General features: G+C 62.9%; 15 protein-coding genes and 1 tRNA gene. 8 read left to right on the top strand and 8 right to left on the bottom strand.

All coding sequences use genetic code 11. From position 1 onward, the window contains the following. Both AAG799_RS11815 and AAG799_RS11810 read right to left on the bottom strand, forming a co-directional pair. On the bottom strand, window positions 1-614 hold a 614-nt coding region (locus tag AAG799_RS11815; RefSeq protein ID WP_341896069.1), incomplete at its 3' end, for a gamma-glutamyltransferase. A 41-nt stretch (window positions 615-655) separates the two neighbouring features. Beyond that, entirely contained in the window at window positions 656-1,375 is a 720-nt protein-coding gene (locus AAG799_RS11810) for a FadR/GntR family transcriptional regulator (RefSeq protein ID WP_341896067.1), read from the bottom strand. A 299-nt stretch (window positions 1,376-1,674) separates the two neighbouring features. On the opposite strand from AAG799_RS11810, the gene AAG799_RS11805 reads away from it, so the two are divergent. Then, a tRNA-Glu gene (locus AAG799_RS11805) sits at window positions 1,675-1,750 on the top strand. 188 nt (window positions 1,751-1,938) lie between these two features. On the opposite strand, the gene AAG799_RS11800 is transcribed toward AAG799_RS11805, so the two are convergent. Further along, complete coding sequence (locus tag AAG799_RS11800; RefSeq protein ID WP_341896065.1) at window positions 1,939-3,519, bottom strand: AbiV family abortive infection protein; 1,581 nt, start codon at window positions 3,517-3,519, stop codon at window positions 1,939-1,941. A gap of 439 nt (window positions 3,520-3,958) precedes the next feature. Between AAG799_RS11800 and AAG799_RS11795 the strand changes: the two genes are divergently transcribed. Then, the gene (locus AAG799_RS11795) at window positions 3,959-4,396 is read left to right on the top strand and encodes a nucleoside deaminase (protein WP_341896062.1); all 438 of its coding nucleotides are present in this window, start codon (window positions 3,959-3,961) and stop codon (window positions 4,394-4,396) included. A 19-nt stretch (window positions 4,397-4,415) separates the two neighbouring features. Here the strand turns inward: AAG799_RS11795 and AAG799_RS11790 are convergent, their stop codons facing one another. Next, entirely contained in the window at window positions 4,416-4,940 is a 525-nt protein-coding gene (locus AAG799_RS11790; protein ID WP_341896059.1) for a PAS domain-containing protein, read from the bottom strand. Between the two features lie 265 nt (window positions 4,941-5,205). Between AAG799_RS11790 and AAG799_RS11785 the strand changes: the two genes are divergently transcribed. Beyond that, entirely contained in the window at window positions 5,206-6,024 is an 819-nt protein-coding gene (locus AAG799_RS11785) for a hypothetical protein (protein ID WP_341896058.1), read from the top strand. 4 nt (window positions 6,025-6,028) lie between these two features. Here the strand turns inward: AAG799_RS11785 and AAG799_RS11780 are convergent, their stop codons facing one another. Next, a complete protein-coding gene (locus tag AAG799_RS11780) occupies window positions 6,029-6,619 on the bottom strand; it encodes a methyltransferase domain-containing protein (protein ID WP_341896056.1) in 591 nt (196 codons plus the stop codon). 367 nt (window positions 6,620-6,986) lie between these two features. Between AAG799_RS11780 and arfB the strand changes: the two genes are divergently transcribed. Both arfB and AAG799_RS11770 read left to right on the top strand, forming a co-directional pair. Next, window positions 6,987-7,406, top strand: a complete 420-nt coding sequence (gene arfB / locus AAG799_RS11775; protein WP_341896054.1) for an alternative ribosome rescue aminoacyl-tRNA hydrolase ArfB — start codon at window positions 6,987-6,989, stop codon at window positions 7,404-7,406. 95 nt (window positions 7,407-7,501) lie between these two features. Further along, a complete protein-coding gene (locus AAG799_RS11770; RefSeq protein WP_341896052.1) occupies window positions 7,502-8,518 on the top strand; it encodes a lipid A deacylase LpxR family protein in 1,017 nt (338 codons plus the stop codon). Between the two features lie 72 nt (window positions 8,519-8,590). Here AAG799_RS11770 and AAG799_RS11765 read toward each other — a convergent pair whose 3' ends face one another. After that, window positions 8,591-8,821 carry a hypothetical protein gene (locus AAG799_RS11765; RefSeq protein WP_341896050.1) on the bottom strand — a complete coding sequence of 77 codons (231 nt, stop codon included), beginning with the start codon at window positions 8,819-8,821 and terminating at the stop codon, window positions 8,591-8,593. Between AAG799_RS11765 and AAG799_RS11760 the strand changes: the two genes are divergently transcribed. After that, complete coding sequence (locus AAG799_RS11760; protein WP_341896048.1) at window positions 8,804-10,783, top strand: thioredoxin family protein; 1,980 nt, start codon at window positions 8,804-8,806, stop codon at window positions 10,781-10,783. The genes AAG799_RS11765 and AAG799_RS11760 overlap by 18 nt on opposite strands. Beyond that, entirely contained in the window at window positions 10,780-11,418 is a 639-nt protein-coding gene (locus AAG799_RS11755) for a thioredoxin family protein (protein ID WP_341896046.1), read from the top strand. The genes AAG799_RS11760 and AAG799_RS11755 overlap by 4 nt, the downstream gene beginning before the upstream one ends. Window positions 11,419-11,478: 60 nt before the next feature. Here AAG799_RS11755 and AAG799_RS11750 read toward each other — a convergent pair whose 3' ends face one another. Beyond that, entirely contained in the window at window positions 11,479-12,987 is a 1,509-nt protein-coding gene (locus AAG799_RS11750) for an indolepyruvate oxidoreductase subunit beta family protein (protein WP_341896044.1), read from the bottom strand. Between the two features lies 1 nt (window position 12,988). Next, entirely contained in the window at window positions 12,989-15,148 is a 2,160-nt protein-coding gene (locus AAG799_RS11745; protein ID WP_341896042.1) for an indolepyruvate ferredoxin oxidoreductase subunit alpha, read from the bottom strand. 177 nt (window positions 15,149-15,325) lie between these two features. On the opposite strand from AAG799_RS11745, the gene AAG799_RS11740 reads away from it, so the two are divergent. Continuing rightward, a complete protein-coding gene (locus tag AAG799_RS11740) occupies window positions 15,326-16,369 on the top strand; it encodes a TRAP transporter substrate-binding protein (protein ID WP_341896040.1) in 1,044 nt (347 codons plus the stop codon). Window positions 16,370-16,474 lie beyond the last annotated feature (105 nt).

Here is a 16,474-nt window from a genome sequence, read left to right as displayed (position 1 = left end):
GTGCTGCCGAGCTTGCGATAGGTCGCGGCGAGGCCGGGCTGCTTGAACAGCGCGTAAGGCTTGGGCAGCGCGCCGGTCCGGTCGAGCCACAGCGCGGCCGAGGTCTTCCATTCATCCTGGAAAAGCTTCTGCACGGTGCCGATGGTGTCGATCACGCGCGGCACCAGCGGCGTGCCGGTCTCGGCATAATAGATCGCCGGCGCCAGCGCCTCGGCAATATCGATGGTGCCATAGTCGCGCAGCATCAGCAGCCAGCCATCCACCGCACCCGGCACGCAGGGCGCCAGCAGGCCGGAACCGGGGATCAGGTCGAGGCCCAGCGATTTGAAATGCGCAATCGTTGCTTTCTCCGGCGCCGGGCCCTGGCCGCACAGCACCTCGATCTTGCCCGCCTTGGCATTCCACAGCAGAGCCGGCAGGTCGCCGCCGGCGCCATTCAGATGCGGCTCGCACAGATGCAGCACGAAACCGGCGGTGACGGCGGCATCAAACGCATTGCCGCCGCGCTCCAGCACGCCCATGGCGGCCGATGATGCGATCCAGTGCGTGGTGGCGACGACGCCGAAGGTGCCCTTGATCTCGGGGCGGGTGGTGAAGGCGAAAGGAATTTTCATGATACGCGGGTCCGATACTGGTGCGCAGTGGATGAAACGGTTCAGCCCGGCTGGTCGGTGTTCATGGCTTTCAGCAGGGCTTCCTGATGCGAGGCGATATGCTGGCGCATGATCTGCGTCGCGCGGACGGAATCGCGGGCGGCGATGGCGGCGGCGATCTCCAGATGCTGGTTCGCCGAGCGCGTCTTGCCGTCCGGCGTGCGGGCGCGGGCGCGCGTGCTCTGCCAGGAGGGATCGTAGCGGATCTTGTCGATCACCTCGAACAGGTCGAGGAACAGCCGGTTGCCGGCGGCTTCGGCCAGGCTGCGGTGAAACGCGCTGTCCCAGCGTTCCAGCGTGGCCGGCTCGGTGTCGAGGCCGGCAGCGGCGACGCGTTCGGCCAGGCGCTGGATCATCGCGATCTGCTCGGCGCTGGCGCGATGGGCAGCCAGCCCGGCAATGCTCGGCTCGATATGCAGCCGCACTTCCATGATCTCGTAGAAATTCGTGCGGCTGGCCAGCCGGCTGAGCGTCGGCGCCGAGGAAGAGGGCGCCGGGCCGATGAAGGTGCCCTTGCCCTGGCGGCGCCAGATCTTGCCCTCGGCTTCCAGCTCCGACAGCGCCTGGCGCACCACGCGGCGGCTGACGCCCAGGCGGGCCGACAGGTCGCGTTCGGTGGGCAGTGGATTTTCCGGGAAGGCCGAATGCTCGACCAGCAGTTTGCGCAACACGCCGACGGCCTCAGTGGCACTGCCGACGCGATGAGAGGGCTTGAGCGTCATTTCGTTCATGACTCCGAACCTAAACACAATGGTTCGGGACCGACAAGGCTAAATCCTTGTTCCAAATGCCAATTTAATGCGCAGTATGCTGCCTCTTCCGGCAAATCGCGCCCCGGTAAAGTGAACCATATTCAAAATTGGTCCGAAACCAGTGCAGGTGGTGGCCTGGCCTTGGAAAGCCTGGCGGACTCGGGCGGGGGAGCAGCTATTGATTTGTGCGCAGCGACCCGGTACACACCGCGTCGCACCGGGCAACCGGGGCCGCTTTCCGGGTCGTTTGATTCGGTCAGCCACAGGCCGACCCCATCGTCTAGAGGCCTAGGACGTCACCCTTTCACGGTGAAGACACGGGTTCGAATCCCGTTGGGGTCGCCAAGCGCCAGAGCACACTTTTGGCTATCGGCGGCGGCGAGAAGGCCTTTTATCAATCCCATGGCCAGACTGAGAACGTCGCCCAAGGTGTACTGTGGTGTAGACTCTCCCTGTGATCGCCCGCTGCAAGCTAGGCGGGCCGCGCCTTCGTAGGCATTGTTCAAGTGCTTCTAATCTACCTTAGGACTGTCTTAGGGAGATTTAGAGGCGGTGCCTTGCGCTGGATTTTCCTGTGTCATCTCTGGGTACTCTTTTGCGATACGCTCTGTGGCGAGGTGCAATAGATGCTTGCGCAGATACGCATCACAGGTAACCTTCAGCTTGGCGGCATCGGCAATAGTGATCGGTTCATAAGCTGCATCATGCTCTTCCAGCACCGTCTTCTTAACATTGATAGCCTTCATTGCCAGCGGTACCAGTTCATCGGCCATGGCCGGAGAGAGAACGTCTGTGACAGCAGATCGCATGCTGTTTTCTAAAGCTGCCGGAGAAACATCAAGCTCCGAGAAGTGCGCTATCGCGCGGCTAAAAGTAGTGACAAATAGGTCGGCTACCTCGATGGCAAAGGAGTGGTGAACATCGCTTTTTCCAAGAAAAGCCATCGCTTGAAGGTATGGACTGAAAATCAGCGTGCCCGCTTCAGGCGGAAGGCGTGAAAGCGCGTACATGCACTGAGCGACTTGAATAAGATTTCCATCGTTAATGTTAGACTTGCGCCAGTCCAGTAGCGTTGGGCCGGTTCCCATTTTTACAACCTGGTTGCTGTCCAAGTCGCGCACGCTTTCAAGGTATGAGTCCCCGTCCTCTGGTAGCTCCCACCAGAAGAATCCCAGAGTGGCGATGTTTAAGGATAGAGCGTATTTACGGTGCGCGTCCCATCCGAGGCGATACACTTCACTCATAGGCACCGAGGCAGGCAAAACAATATCGACGTATAGTTGATCCTTTTTTCCCGGTACCGGATGCAACTGAATATGGGCGTCGATCTTGGTCCAATTGGCAAGGGGCCTGGGCTTGATCTTGTGACTTGCAGTGCGGAGCTTTACCCGAACCTTCCACTTGGGTTTCTGAGCGTCCTGGCCATTGGGTATTGCGCGCGCTACCTCCTTTTCCAAGGCGAGTTTGAATGCGGCGTCTTCCTCTGCGATTTGCTCTTTTACGGCCTTAATCCAGCGCTTGGGGTCACCCCCGCACTGCTCAAGGATTTTCATGGATTTCGCGTTAAATACGCGCTTCGATCTATCGGAATCTTCCGTCGCCGTCAGAAGCCATTCCAAGTCGGCACCGTTTTGATCGCCAGTGTCCCACGTGCCGGACTGTTCAAGCACTAAGCGCGCGCGGACAAAGTCCATCAATTGCTCTGTATGTTCTTTCGTGACGATTTCCGACGGTTCACGGAAATTGCTATTTCCATCTGCCTCGAAATACATTCCCGCTTGCCGGCGGTGGTGTATCGTCCGTGCAAGGTTTCGGGCGTTCTCTAAGGCTTGTGGCGTGGTTTTTCCGCCGCCTATCGCGGGCGTCCAAATCGCCCATGATAGCTTCCACTCGTGATCGTCTAGTTTACGATCTGCCCACGCCGTCTCCCGATACGGGGCAGCAACTCCGCTTGCAACTATCAGGGCGGCCTTTCCTATTTCTTCCAGGGCAAGTGCCGCAAGGTGATAGGCGATATGCGACTTATTTGCCGTCACCAAGGATTCGGCAGACTGCAATACGTCTTCGGCGTGCTTTAAGCACGCTGCATGGGCTGCCTGAAGTTTCTTATCCATCTTTTTGGCGCCTTAGGTTTCATAATCTCTGCAATTTAGCGGAAATCGCTGCCATCGGAAAAGGTACCACAAGGCTTTCTGACAGGTCGGGTATTGCGGGCAAGTGGCTCTCAAAGCCGTTAAAGCCTTTTTGTTGTTATTGTCTGGCCGAACCGCGAGGGGTGGTGTTGGCAGGCGGAAAAGATCTCGGGCATCCTTGCTTTATATGCTCCGCCTATCTGAATAGGCTGTGCGGTCAAATGAATATATACTGGGGCAAAATGGAAGACTCCATGATCGTGCATGCTGAAAGCAAGAGAGTTCGATCAATCGCGTAGAGGGAAGGCATTTCTGGCGTCTGGCGAAATTTCACGGCATATCCACTCGATCATGTATTCATTAGTAAATGTAATTCAGGAAAGACTGAAACCGCTGTAACGACGCATTGTACGAGAACCCCATGGACCCCTTCCTCCAAGCCGCCATCGACGAGGCCCGCGCCGGCCTCGCCGAGGGCGGCATCCCCATCGGGTCGGTGATCGTGTATCAGGGCCGCATCATCGGCCGCGGCCATAACCGCCGGGTGCAGCAGGGCAGCGCCATCCTGCATGGCGAGATGGATGCCTTCGAGAATGCCGGTCGCCAGCCGGCCAGCGTCTATCGCGCTGCCACGCTCTACACCACGCTGTCGCCCTGCGCGATGTGCAGCGGCGCCATCCTGCTCTATGGCATCCCGAAGGTGATCGTCGGCGAGAACCACACCTTCATGGGCGAGGAAGACCTGCTGCGCAGCCGCGGCGTGGCCGTCGATGTGCTGCAGGATGCCACCTGCATCGCACTGATGCGCGATTTCATCGCCGCGCAGCCGGCGCTGTGGAACGAGGATATCGGCGTCTGAGTTTCTACGTGCCCGACGCCTATGCCGCGCCGCGGCCCTGCAGGCTGGGCGCGATGCCGGTGGCGAACGACATTTCCAGCACCGTCATCTTGCCCAGCAACCAGGTTGCGCTGTCGTCTGGCGCGCGGATCGGCAGATGCAGGGAGTCGAATTCCAGATAATCCTTCTGCGCCCAGATCAGCCGGCCGCGCGCGCGCAGGATGGCGCGTTTGCGCACCACGATCTGATAGGCGTTGATCATCGCATCGGCATCCACTTTCGACAGGCCGTGCATCAGCTGCCGCACCGTGCTGCCGGTGAATTCCTGGCCGTTGATCGCGGTGATGTCGGCGCCGATCAGGCGATAGCGGAAATCCTCTTCACCCGGCAGCGGCTCGACGATGAACAGCGAGCCCAGATGGCTCTTGAGTTCGGCGGGTTCGATGGCGCTGCGGTTCGGGATGCCGGCGGGCGGGGATTTGTCGCGCCAGTAATCGAGCAGAGAGCGCAGTTCCGGCGCATCATCCAGCTGCGGGTTCAGTTCGCCCTTCAGGCGTGACTGCAATGGCGCGTTTCCCATGCACATTATAATTATGTTGATTGCAGTCTATCGCTGCGCCATCGCGCCGGCAATGCAAGCGATTATAGGTCAACATACGAATCTCTTTTTAACTGCGCAGACAACCCGTCAGGTTGTACCCGGGCCCCAGGGCCCGGCATTGCCCATACAGCCGCATGCGCGGCGTCTTCCGGGTGACGACGTCACCATTTTGAAAACCATTCCAGATTGCGGGGGGCGAAGTCCCGGCGGTATAATCCCTACAAAGATCATGCCCGGCCAGACCACACTCGCCCAGCTGAACGACCTGCTCAACAAAGCGGAGCTGCAGGGCGTGTCGATTATCCGCCGCATTGCCGAGCCGGACTCGTTCGCCGCCAGCTTCGACAGCTTCCGCAACTACATCGACGAGATCGACAAGTTCTATGTGCTGGTCGACCTGGTCGAGGGCCAGCTGCCGCAGTTCGAGCATGGCCGGCGCGAAAAGCTGGCGCATAACCTGGTCAATCTGCGCTGGCAGGTCTGCATCGTCGAGGTCAACGCCACCCGCATCTTCATCGTGCGCATCGGCGAACATGGCCGCAGCGTACCGCTGGGGGCGCGCGATTTCCTCACCCGTCGCCGTGATCGTCTGGGCGAGATCAGCGGCTATTACGACAGCTTCGGCGAGGCGCATATGCTGCCGCGGATCGAAACCGAACTGATCGAGACCGTGCGCCGCCTGCTCGACAACACGATTGGCAAGAGCCAGTCGCTGCCAGATCTGCTGGCAGAGGCGATGCAGCACAGCATCGAAGAGCCGTTGGCACAGCCGCCGCTGCGCCTGCGCTCGCCCAGTGAAGTCGCCAGCCCGGTGCAGAAGCGCAAACCCATCGAGTTCAAGGTCAAGGTGGTCTACGGCCGCTATTATGCCGAGGGCATGTCGGTACAGGCGGTAGCCGAGGCCTGCGCGGAATCGAAAATGACCATGGACGAGCTGGCGCAGCAGCTGGGCGTCAACCGCACCCAGCTCGGCCTGATGCTGAATGGCGCCGACGCCATGAGCAAGCGGATCTACGAGGATCTGCGCGAGTTTCTGCGCAAGGCGTAAGCCTCTACAGCGACTTCAGCACCGCCTGCAGGCTGGCCTGATCCGGCGCCGTGCCGAAAGCAATCGCCATCAGTTCCAGCGCCTTCTGGTTGGCCTGCACGGCGACAAGGCCGAAGCCGGCCGCATTCAGCTTGGCCTTCAGCGTATCGCGGGTGAAGCCGGTGCGATGCGCCATATAGGTCTTGCCGTTGGCCAGTTCGCGGCGCCAGCCATAGAGGATGTCGATGGCGGCAATTGGCCCGGCCGGCACGGTGTAGAGCGTGTCTTCCAGCTTGCCCTCGGCGACATGGCGGCAGACTTCCTGGATATCGGGCGTCACGATCAGGGCGAAGCCGCCGGGTTTCAGCACGCGGCGGAATTCCGCCAGCGCGGTGGCCACATCATGGGCTTCCAGATGTTCGATATTGTGCGATGACCACAGCGCTTCCACCGATGCGGTCGGCACCGCATGCATGTCGGTCATGCTGCCGACGATATCGGGCCGCACATCCGGGTCGATATCGAGGCGAAGTTCGCGCCAGTCGGGATTGCGGAAGGTGGCATGCAGCGGGCTGGCATCGCGCGGGCCGCAGCCGACATGCAGGACGGTTTTCATCGGGCTCGTTTCTTCAGCAGCGGACAGCCCGCATCTTGCTGGCTGGCGGAGGGGAAAGCCAGCTTGTGGGCAGGACAGAATGTTGCTATTATGTTCTAAGCTATTTTGCAGTCACGACAAGGCCGTGAGGGCATTTACGCTCGAATAAGCCGGAATGACGTCAGGCTAAGCTGGATCAGGCCCTGACCTAGCTGGAATTAGAGTCAGATACGCTGGAATAAGCCGGAATAAGCTCAAACAGGCGCAAACAAGGTCGATTTGATAGCAATGATATCATTCCCCCGTTTCCGGCGGATTTGGCTGGGCCCAACCTGACTGGGCCCAACCTGACTGGGCAAGGGGGCAGGGGCCGGCTAGGGTGCCCGCCATGATTCGTGTCACCCATCGCATCAGCCTCGATCCGCGCGAGATCGAGATCAGCTTCGTCCGCGCCTCCGGCCCCGGCGGCCAGAATGTCAACAAGGTGTCGACGGCGGTCCAGCTGCGCTTCGATGTGCGGCACTCGACGGCGTTTTCCGACGATGTGCGGGCGCGGCTGGAAAAGCTCGCCGGCAGCCGGCTGACGCTCGATGGCGTGCTGGTGATGACGGCGCAGCAGCATCGCAGCCAGGAGCGCAACCGGCAGGATGCGATCGACCGCCTGGTGGCGCTGATCCAGGCTGCTGCCGTGGTGCCCAAGCCGCGCCGGGCGACCCGGCCGACGCTGGGGTCGAAAAAGCGCCGGCTGGAATCGAAGACCAAGCGGTCGGGGGTGAAAAGCATGCGCTCGCGGCCGGGCCTGGATTGAGTGTGATGGATAGAAACATCATGTCTGCCCCGTTCATGCCATATTCGCCGGGCAAGAGGGGCGAGCCTCACCTCATAAAGAGTGTCTGCCGTTTGATGTCCCAGAAAATCTCCGTTGCCGCCTTCGCTGCCATTGTGCTCGCCGCGCCGCTCAGCCATGCGGCCGATCCGCCCGATCTCGCCAAGCAGGCCGAGCCGCAGGTGGGCATTTTCAGCTTCGTCCTAGAAAACGATCTATTCTACAACACCGACCATCGCTACACGAGCGGCGCCCGCTTCAGCTACCTGACGCCGAAAAACGCCGAGCCCGAATGGCTGCGCGATCTGGCGATGGAAGTGCCGATGCTGAAATGGCACAGCGACATCCGCGTCGAATATGCGCTGGGCCAGAATATGTACACGGCGTCTGACAAGCTGCTGCGCAATCCGCCCGCCAATGACCGGCCCTATGCCGGCTGGCTCTATGGTTCGGTCGGCGTGGTGGCGCGCACCGGCCAGGTGCTCGATCAGTTCCTGGTCAGTGTCGGCGTGGTCGGCCCGGCCTCGCTGGCGCATCAGACCCAGGATGTCATCCATTCGATTGTCGATTCCCCCGAGGCGCAGGGCTGGGCCACCCAGCTGAAGAACGAGCCGACCCTGCAGTTCACCTACCAGCGCAGCTGGCAGTCGCCAGAATTCAAGCTGCCGGGCGGGTTCGGCATCGATGCCACGCCGCATGCCGGTGCCGCGCTCGGCAATGTCTATGTCTATGCCAACAGCGGCATGATGTTCCGCTTCGGCCAGAATCTGCCGATCGATTACGGCCCGCCGCGCGTGCAGCCCAGCCTGCCCGGTTCGGGCTATTTCGAGAAGGCACCGGGCGGCTTCGGCTGGTATCTGTTTGCCGGCGTCGATGGCCGCGCCGTGGCGCATAACATCTTTCTCGACGGCAACACCTTCGTCGACAGCCGCAGCACCAGGAAGGAACACTATGTCGGCGACGCGCAGTTCGGCGTCGCCGTGGTGGTCGATGGCGTGCGGCTCGCCTATACCCATGTGCTGCGCACCCGCGAATATGAAAGCCAGAATGCCAGCGACCAGTTCGGTGCGTTCAGCGTGTCCTTCGCGTTTTAGCTGAAAAATCAGGCAGGGCGGCAGCGGCCTCGCGGCCTTGTGAGGCGGAAGTCACTTGCTCCGCAGGCGGTTTTACGGGATTTTTATGGCATGCGCCGCCTCGGTTTTTTCCGCCTGCTTCAGCAGGCCGCTCTCGCAGCGGCGCTGGCCGTCGGCCTTGTCCTTCCGGCCCAGGCGCAGGTTCAGCCCCAGCTTTCCGGTAACGATCTGGTCGCTGCCACGCTGCTGGCGGAACCCGCCGTTATCCGCGGCGGCGAACCCTTCTGGGTCGGTGTCCGCCTGCGCATGGCCGAGCACTGGCATACCTACTGGCGCAATCCCGGCGATTCAGGGTTGGCGACGGAGATCCGCTGGACTCTGCCGCCGGGCTTCACGGCGGGACCGGTCGTCTGGCCGGTGCCGGAGCGCATTCCGATCGCGCATCTGGTCAACTATGGCTACGAAGGCGAGATCCTGCTGCTGACGCAGATCACACCGCCGGCGGAGATGCCGTCGCAGATTGCGCTGAAGGCCGATGTGAACTGGCTGGTCTGCCAGAAGGAATGCATCCCGGGCGAGGCCACGCTCGATCTTCCGCTGGCCGCCGGCAATGGCGGCGCCAATCCGGCAACCGCCGCCGCATTCGCCACCGCGCGCCAGAGCCTTGCGCAACTGTCGCCGTGGTCGGCGCGCATGGAAACCACGCCGGATGGTTATGTCCTGCATGTCGCCGTGCCGGGCCTGCGGGCCGACCGCATTCACAGTGCTGCCTTCCTGCCGCATCAGGAAGCGATGATCGAACATGCCGCAGCGCAGCCGATGCAGGTGGATGCCGACCGCCTGACGCTGACCCTGAAGCGCGGCAGCTTTGCCGCCGCCGGCCTGCCGCAGCAGACCGGTGGCCTGCTGGTGCTCACCGAAGACACCGGCGGCACGCAGCAGCGCCAGGCGTTTGAATTCACCGAGATCGCCTATGGCGCGGCCGCGCCCATGATGGCAACGGCGGACTGGACCGCGATCCTGCAGGCGGTGGTGCTCGCGATGCTGGGCGGCATGCTGCTCAACCTGATGCCCTGCGTCTTCCCGGTGCTGTCGATCAAGATCCTCGCGCTGGTCGGTCATGCCGGCACGGGCAGGGTGCAGATGCGCCGCCATGGCATGGCCTATACGCTCGGGATTCTGCTCAGCTTCGGCGCACTCGCCGGATTGCTGCTCGGCTTGCGCGCGGCCGGCGCACAGATCGGCTGGGGTTTCCAGCTGCAGATGCCGCTGGTGATCGCCGTGCTGGCCTATCTGCTGTTTGCCATGGGCCTCAGCCTATCCGGCGTGTTTCATATCGGCGGCAGCTTCGCCGGTATCGGCGAGGGACTGGCGCAGCGCGGCGGCTATCAGGGCTCGTTCTTCACCGGCATTCTCGCCGCCGTGGTGGCCACGCCCTGCACGGCACCCTTCATGGGGGCGGCCACAGGTTTCGCGCTGACCCAGCCTGCCGCCATCGGCATTGCCATCTTCCTTGCGCTCGGCTTTGGCCTGGCGCTGCCCTTTCTGGTGCTGACCTTCGTGCCGCAACTGGCCGATCGCCTGCCCCGGCCGGGCATCTGGATGGAACGGGTCAAGCAGGCCCTGGCTTTCCCGCTCTATGCCACGGTCGCCTGGCTGATCTGGGTGCTGAGCCAGCAGGTCGGACAGCAGGGCCTGCTGGTTGCCATGCTGGGGCTTGTGCTGGTGGCTGCGGCGGCCTGGTCGTTCAGCCTGCAGGGCCGTGCGGCAGCCGTCAGCGCTGCGGCGCTGCTGCTGGTGGCGGGTGGCGCCCTGTATGGCACGGCGCGCGATGCAGCCGTCCCCGGCGCGCCGGTGGCGCAGGTGAGTGCGAACGGCCAGACCGTGGAAGCCTTCAGCCGGCAGAAGCTCGACAGCCTGCTGGCGCAGCAGCAGCCGGTGTTCGTCAACATGACGGCGGCCTGGTGCATCACCTGCATGGTGAACGAACGCACGGCCCTGTCGAGCGAGCGCGTGCAGCAGGCGTTCCGCGACCGCAATATCGTCTACATGAAGGGGGACTGGACCAACCAGGACCCGGACATCACCCGCGTGCTGGAACAGAATGGCCGCAGCGGCGTGCCGCTCTATCTGTTCTATGCCGGTGGCCAGAGCGTGGTGCTGCCGCAGATTCTCACGCCAGCCATCGTGCTGGAGCATCTCGACCTTCTGGACCGCGTCGGTTCGCGCGGCCAGCAGCAGAAAAGTGCGTCTCTCTCCAACCCGACAAGGAGTGTGCAACCATGATCCTATCGCGTCGTATCCTTCTCTCCGCTGCCGCCATCGGGGCCGCCGGCCTGCTGGCCATCCCGCAGCTTGGCTTTGCCGCCAATGTCCAGGTCGGCCAGCCGGCGCCGGTCTTCACCGCCAAGGACAGCAATGGCAAGACGGTTTCGCTCGCTGACCTGAAGGGCAAGACCGTGGTGCTGGAATGGTCCAACCATGATTGCCCCTTCGTGAGGAAGCATTACAGCGGCAACAACATGCAGGCGCTGCAGAAGAAGTGGACGGCGCAGAATGTGGTGTGGCTGACCATTGTATCCTCGCCGGTGGGCGAGCAGGGCTATGTCACGCCCGACCAGGCCAACAAGCTGACCACCGATCGTGGCGCGGCGCCATCGGCCGTGCTGCTCGACCCCAAGAGCCAGATCGCGCGGGCCTATGGCGCGCAGGTGACGCCGCATATGTATGTGATCGACAAGACCGGCAAGCTGGCCTATGCCGGCGGCATCGACGACAAGCCCTCGACCCGCATCGACGATCTGGCAACGGCCAAGAACTTTGTCGATGTCGCATTGTCTGAACTGGCGCAGGGCAAGGCGGTCAGCACCGCCACCTCGCGGCCCTATGGCTGCACGGTGAAATACGACACCACGTCGTAACGACGGCCTGTATCTCAAGAGAAAAGGGCGCCCAAGAATATCTGACTAGGGCGCCCTTTTTTATTCGGCGGCGTGCGGCAGGGTTGGCCGCAGGCTGGCTTCGAAATCGCCCAGCATATTGCCGAGCGACTGGCCATCCGGATCGGCCAGGGCAGCCGTGCGGGCCTGCACCAGGGCATCGCTCGCCTGTGCCGGCGCCAGGCGGCCCTCCAGTACAGGCAGGATGATGCGGGCGCGGATGCGTTCGAAGTTGCCGGCGCCACGCTTGAAGGTGTCGCCATAGCCTTTGATCAGGCGGGCGCAATCGACGATCTCGCGCGCAAAGGCGGCATCCAGCGCGGCAGCGCGGCGGATCAGCTCGAGCCAGTCCTCGATACGCTGCTGCTCTTCGGCATAACGGAAGCTGCGCGGACGCCAGCCACGTAGTCCGGCCAGCGTCCGCAGTTTCAGGAAGCCGCCGATGCGGTTGGACTGCACGGTCATGCCGAAATGCAGTTTCTCGGTCCAGCCGCGCCGGTCGCAGAGCGCAATAACGCGCTGCGCCAGCGCCGGCGGCAGCAGCGAGGCGATTTCCTCCACGCCGGGCTTGAGGAATTCGGCCACCGTATAGGGCTGGTCGGGCCTGACACGCTGTTCGCGTTCGATCGCGCTGAAGCGCTCGGGTTTCAGCTTGAGCTGCGCCACGCGGATCACATCCTCGAAGCTCATGCGCAGCGCCAGATGGCGTGCGGTTTCGTTGGCGAGCGCCTCATCGCCCAGCTTGACCACGGTGTCGAGCCGCTCGAGATACAGCCGCGCGTAGGCTTCGTCCTGATAGTCGATCAGGCGCTTGATGCCCTCGGCGGCGAATTTCTGCACGGCAGGCGGCAGTCGCGCGATGCGGTCGGCCAGTGATGGCACGGCGGCGGCCGGCGGCAAGGCCGCCACCTGTGCCGCACGCACAGCCAGCTCGCCTTCGCCATGCGAAAGCCCGAAGCGGAAGCCGGCCAGATTGCTCTCCACGGCCTTGCCTTCGGCGCGGATGCCATCCTCGAATGCCTGAGCCGGCAAGGGCAGGGCGCCGGAGCCGGCCAGGGCGCCGAGCAGCACGGCATTGAGAATCGAGCCGGCATCCTTCGCGGCCTGGTCCATGTCAAACAGCACGGTCTGCCGCGCGTGATCCTTGGCGGCACGGAACAGCTTGGTCACGTCATAGCGGCCATCGGCCATGGCGCTCTTTTCCGCCACGGCGAAGATGCGGTGTGTCGAGGCAATGAGAAGCGTGCGGTCGGGCGAGACATAGCCGTTGGCAATGGCGCGGCCGGCCTCGACGAATTCGCTGGCGATCATCACATCCACCTGGCCCGGCATCGGGTTCAGGCACATCACCGGGCGCTGTGTCGTCTTTTCCGGCCAGATCTCGATGTAATAGGTGGTGGCGCCGGTGCGCTGGGCCACGCCGGGGATCGAGGTGCTCTGCACCGGATAGCCGGCGCGTTCGGCGGCATCGACGATCCAGCCGGTCAGTACACCACCGCCTTCGCCGCCCATGGCGGCGATCAGGATGCAGAGGGGACGTGTGGTGGTCATATCACTCTCCCGCCGCCGGCTGCGCAGCCTGAGCCGTGCGGCCACCCAGCCAGCCGATCACGGCGCGATGCAGGCGGTCGTTCAGGCGGTCCCACCAGCCGGGGTTATGCACGATCTCGGTCTTGTAGAAAGACGGGCAGAGCACGGCGGCATGGGCGACCTCGCCGCAATGGCCGCAGCCGACGCAGCCGCTGTTCACGCTGGCGACCGGATCGGTGCGCAACGCATCGGGATTGGGCTTGATGGTCAGCGACGGGCAGCCCGACAGCCGGATACAGGAATGGTCGCCGGTGCAGACCGCATCGTCGATGCCGAAACGGGTGCGCACCACGCGCTCGCCGGATTTCAGGGCCTTGGCCTCGTCGGTGCGCAGGCGACGCTGGCGCGCCAGCTGGCATTCGCCCTCGGCCAGGATCACCTTCAGGCCCTTGGTGGTGGTGGTCAGTGCTTCTTTCAGCGAGGCCCGCATGTCCTTCAGGCCATAGGAGCGCAGCGTGCGCACCCATTTGACGCCAAGCGCCTTCAGCGTCGTCTCGATATCCGACCCGCTGCTCATGCCGTCAACGCGGTTGCCGGCCGAGGAGGGGATATACTGCACGCCGGTGGCCGAGGTGTAGCCGTTCTTCATCACGATCAGCACGCCGTCGCCGCGATTGAACATCGAGGAGGCGACACCGGACAGCACGCCGTTATGCCAGAAGCCGCCATCGCCCATGATGGCGAGCGAGCGCGTGTTCATCAGCGGCCCGACGCCGGCGGCCGAGGCCAGCGACATGCCATAGCCGAGAATGGAATGGCCGAGGCTGAACGGCGCAAAGGTAGCCAGCGCATGGCAGCCGATATCGGCGGCGACATGCACCTTGCCGATCTCGCGCTCCACCAGCTTGATCGCGGTGAAGACCGGTCGTTCCGGGCAGCCGGTGCAGAAGGTCGGCGGGCGCAGCGGAAGATTGGTGCCGATCAGGGCCTGGGCGGTCTTGCGATTGTCGAGTGCGGCATTGAAGACGGCATCGGCGGCCGCGATATCGATCTGCGGTTGCTCGGCCTTGACGAAAGCGAGCAGGCCGCGGGTCAGCACCTCGATCGTGTATTCGCCGGCGGCCGGCAGCATGTCCTTGCCATGCACGCGGGTATTGATATCGGCACGGCGCAGCGCGGTGCACAGGGCCTGTTCGATATAATCGGGCGAGCCTTCCTCCACCATCAGCACGGCGCGCTTGCCGGCGCAGAACTGGTTCAGCTGCTCCGGCACCAGCGGATAGGTGACATTGAGCACCAGCACCGGCACGCGGCTGTTGCCGAAGGCATCGGCCAGGCCGAGATTCATCAGCGCGCGATTCAGGGCATTGTACAGGCCGCCCTGAACGAGGATGCCGATCTCCGACAGATCGCCGGGCATGGTCTCGTTCAGGCCGCGCTCAAGAATGAATTTGCGCGCCGCCGGCATGCGTTGCTCCAGCTTCAGTTTTTCCTGCATGAAGGTGGCTGGCGGGTGGGCGAGGCGGTCATAATTGAAGGCGGACGGGCCGGGCAGGCGGCTGTTGCGCGACACTTTCGCGTGCTGATTGGTCTTGGCGGCGAATTCGCCGGTGACATGGCAGGCGCGGATGCGCAGCTCCAGCATCACCGGAGTGTTGGAGGCTTCCGACAATTCAAACGCATCCTGCACGGTCTTGGTGATCACCGGCAGGTCGGGCCGCGGATCAAGCAGCCACATCGAGGATTTCATCGCATAGGCATGGCTGCGTTCCTGGATCACGCTGGCTCCTTCGCCGTAATCCTCGCCGACCACGATCAGGGCGCCGCCGGTGACGCCGGCGGAGGCGAGGTTGCTCAGCGCATCGGATGCCACATTGGTGCCGACAATGGCCTTCCAGGTGACGCAGCCGCGTGCCGGATAATGGATCGAGGCGCCGAGCATGGCGGCGGCCGAGGCTTCGTTGGTGCAGGTTTCAAGATGGATGCCGAGGTCGTCGAGAATATCCTGCGCCTGCACCAGCACGTCGATCAGATGTGACACCGGCGCGCCCTGATAGCCGCCGACATAGGAAACGCCGGACTGCAGCAGGGCCTTGGTGACAGCCAGGATGCCCTCGCCACGGAAGGTGTCGCCATCACCCAGACGCAGCGATTCAATCTCTTTGGCGAAAGAGCGTTCCATCGATTCCTCCCGTATTGGGCGGAATTTCGCACCGCACACCGGCAGCGTCAAGAAATTAGTTTGGTGTCCAACAAAACCATATGGACAGGCCCGGCCCGGCGCTGCTAGGCTGCCCGCGCAAAAAACAAAAAAGGACTGTCACGTTCCGGTGGCGGTCCGCCAGCGGAGGAAAAACACATGACCATTCAACGTCATTTCTATGCCTGCGCGGCTGCGCTTGGCCTGACGGCTGCGCTCGGCCTGGCTGCCGTGCAGCCGGCCATGGCGCAGGACAAGCCGGTGTCGCTGCGGCTCGGCCACTGGCTGCCGCCGTCGCACCCCTTGCATCCGGCCTTTGCTGAATGGGGTGCCTCGCTGGAGAAGGCGACCAATGGCACGGTGAAGACGCAGATTTTCCCGGCCCAGCAGCTCGGCCAGGCGAAAGACCACTATGACATGGCGCGCGACGGCATTGCAGATATCACCTATGTCAATCCGGGTTACACGCCGGGTCGTTTCCCGGTGATCGCCGGCAGCGAAATCCCGTTCCTGTTCTCGAATGGCAAGAGCGGTTCGGCCGCGATCGATGCCTGGTATCGCAAATATGCCGAGAAGGAAATGAGCGACGTGAAGGTCTGCATGACCTTCGTGCATGACCCGGGCACCTTCCACAGCAAGATCAAGATCGCCAAGCCCGACGATCTGAAGGGCCACAAGATTCGCCCGGGCAATGCCTCGGTGGCGCGTCTGGTGACGCTGGCCGGCGGCACCAATGTGCAGGTCACCGCACCGGAAGCGCGTGATGCGCTGGAGCGCGGCCTGGCCGATGCAATCAGCTTCCCGTGGGGCAGCGTGTTCATCTTCGGCTTCGAAAAGGCGGTCAAATACCATATGGATGCACCGCTCTATATCAGCAACTTCGTGCTGGCGGTGAACAAGGCGGCCTACGGCAAGCTGTCGGCCAGCCAGAAGAAGGCGTTTGACGCGCATTGCACGTCGGAGATGTCAGAGAAGGTCAACACGGCCTGGTCGGATGCTGAATCCTCGGGCAAGGCGAAGATGCTGGCTTTGCCGGGCCATGAAGGCGTCAAGCCGAGCGACAGCGATATCGCCGCCTGGCGCAAGCTGTCGGACGAGATGACCAAGGCCTGGTACGAGGATACCAAGAAAGTCGGCGTCAACGGCGAGCAGGCGCTGAACGAACTGAAAGCGGAGCTGAAGAAGCGTAACGCCGCTTTCTGAGTCACCGACATGGGCGGTTGCGGCTTCTGTGGCAGCCGCAGCCGCCCATTTGATTCTGGCCTGTTTGATTCCCGACAGGCATTGCGGCAGAGTGCCGGCAGGGGG

Source organism: Ferrovibrio terrae (assembly GCF_943371255.1).
Lineage (GTDB): Bacteria > Pseudomonadota > Alphaproteobacteria > Ferrovibrionales > Ferrovibrionaceae > Ferrovibrio > Ferrovibrio terrae_B.
This window is presented reverse-complemented; position numbering and strand designations above follow the sequence as displayed.

Bases quoted from the DNA above. Each gene is read 5' to 3' on its own strand.
- AAG799_RS11810 (WP_341896067.1), bottom strand. From the start codon at position 1,375: ATGACGCTCAAGCCCTCTCATCGCGTCGGCAGTGCCACTGAGGCCGTC.
- AAG799_RS11800 (WP_341896065.1), bottom strand. From the start codon at position 3,519: ATGGATAAGAAACTTCAGGCAGCCCATGCAGCGTGCTTAAAGCACGCC.
- AAG799_RS11795 (WP_341896062.1), top strand. From the start codon at position 3,959: ATGGACCCCTTCCTCCAAGCCGCCATCGACGAGGCCCGCGCCGGCCTC.
- AAG799_RS11785 (WP_341896058.1), top strand. From the start codon at position 5,206: ATGCCCGGCCAGACCACACTCGCCCAGCTGAACGACCTGCTCAACAAA.
- AAG799_RS11780 (WP_341896056.1), bottom strand. From the start codon at position 6,619: ATGAAAACCGTCCTGCATGTCGGCTGCGGCCCGCGCGATGCCAGCCCG.
- arfB (WP_341896054.1), top strand. From the start codon at position 6,987: ATGATTCGTGTCACCCATCGCATCAGCCTCGATCCGCGCGAGATCGAG.
- AAG799_RS11770 (WP_341896052.1), top strand. From the start codon at position 7,502: ATGTCCCAGAAAATCTCCGTTGCCGCCTTCGCTGCCATTGTGCTCGCC.
- AAG799_RS11760 (WP_341896048.1), top strand. From the start codon at position 8,804: ATGGCCGAGCACTGGCATACCTACTGGCGCAATCCCGGCGATTCAGGG.
- AAG799_RS11765 (WP_341896050.1), bottom strand. From the start codon at position 8,821: ATGCCAGTGCTCGGCCATGCGCAGGCGGACACCGACCCAGAAGGGTTC.
- AAG799_RS11755 (WP_341896046.1), top strand. From the start codon at position 10,780: ATGATCCTATCGCGTCGTATCCTTCTCTCCGCTGCCGCCATCGGGGCC.
- AAG799_RS11750 (WP_341896044.1), bottom strand. From the start codon at position 12,987: ATGACCACCACACGTCCCCTCTGCATCCTGATCGCCGCCATGGGCGGC.
- AAG799_RS11745 (WP_341896042.1), bottom strand. From the start codon at position 15,148: ATGGAACGCTCTTTCGCCAAAGAGATTGAATCGCTGCGTCTGGGTGAT.
- AAG799_RS11740 (WP_341896040.1), top strand. From the start codon at position 15,326: ATGACCATTCAACGTCATTTCTATGCCTGCGCGGCTGCGCTTGGCCTG.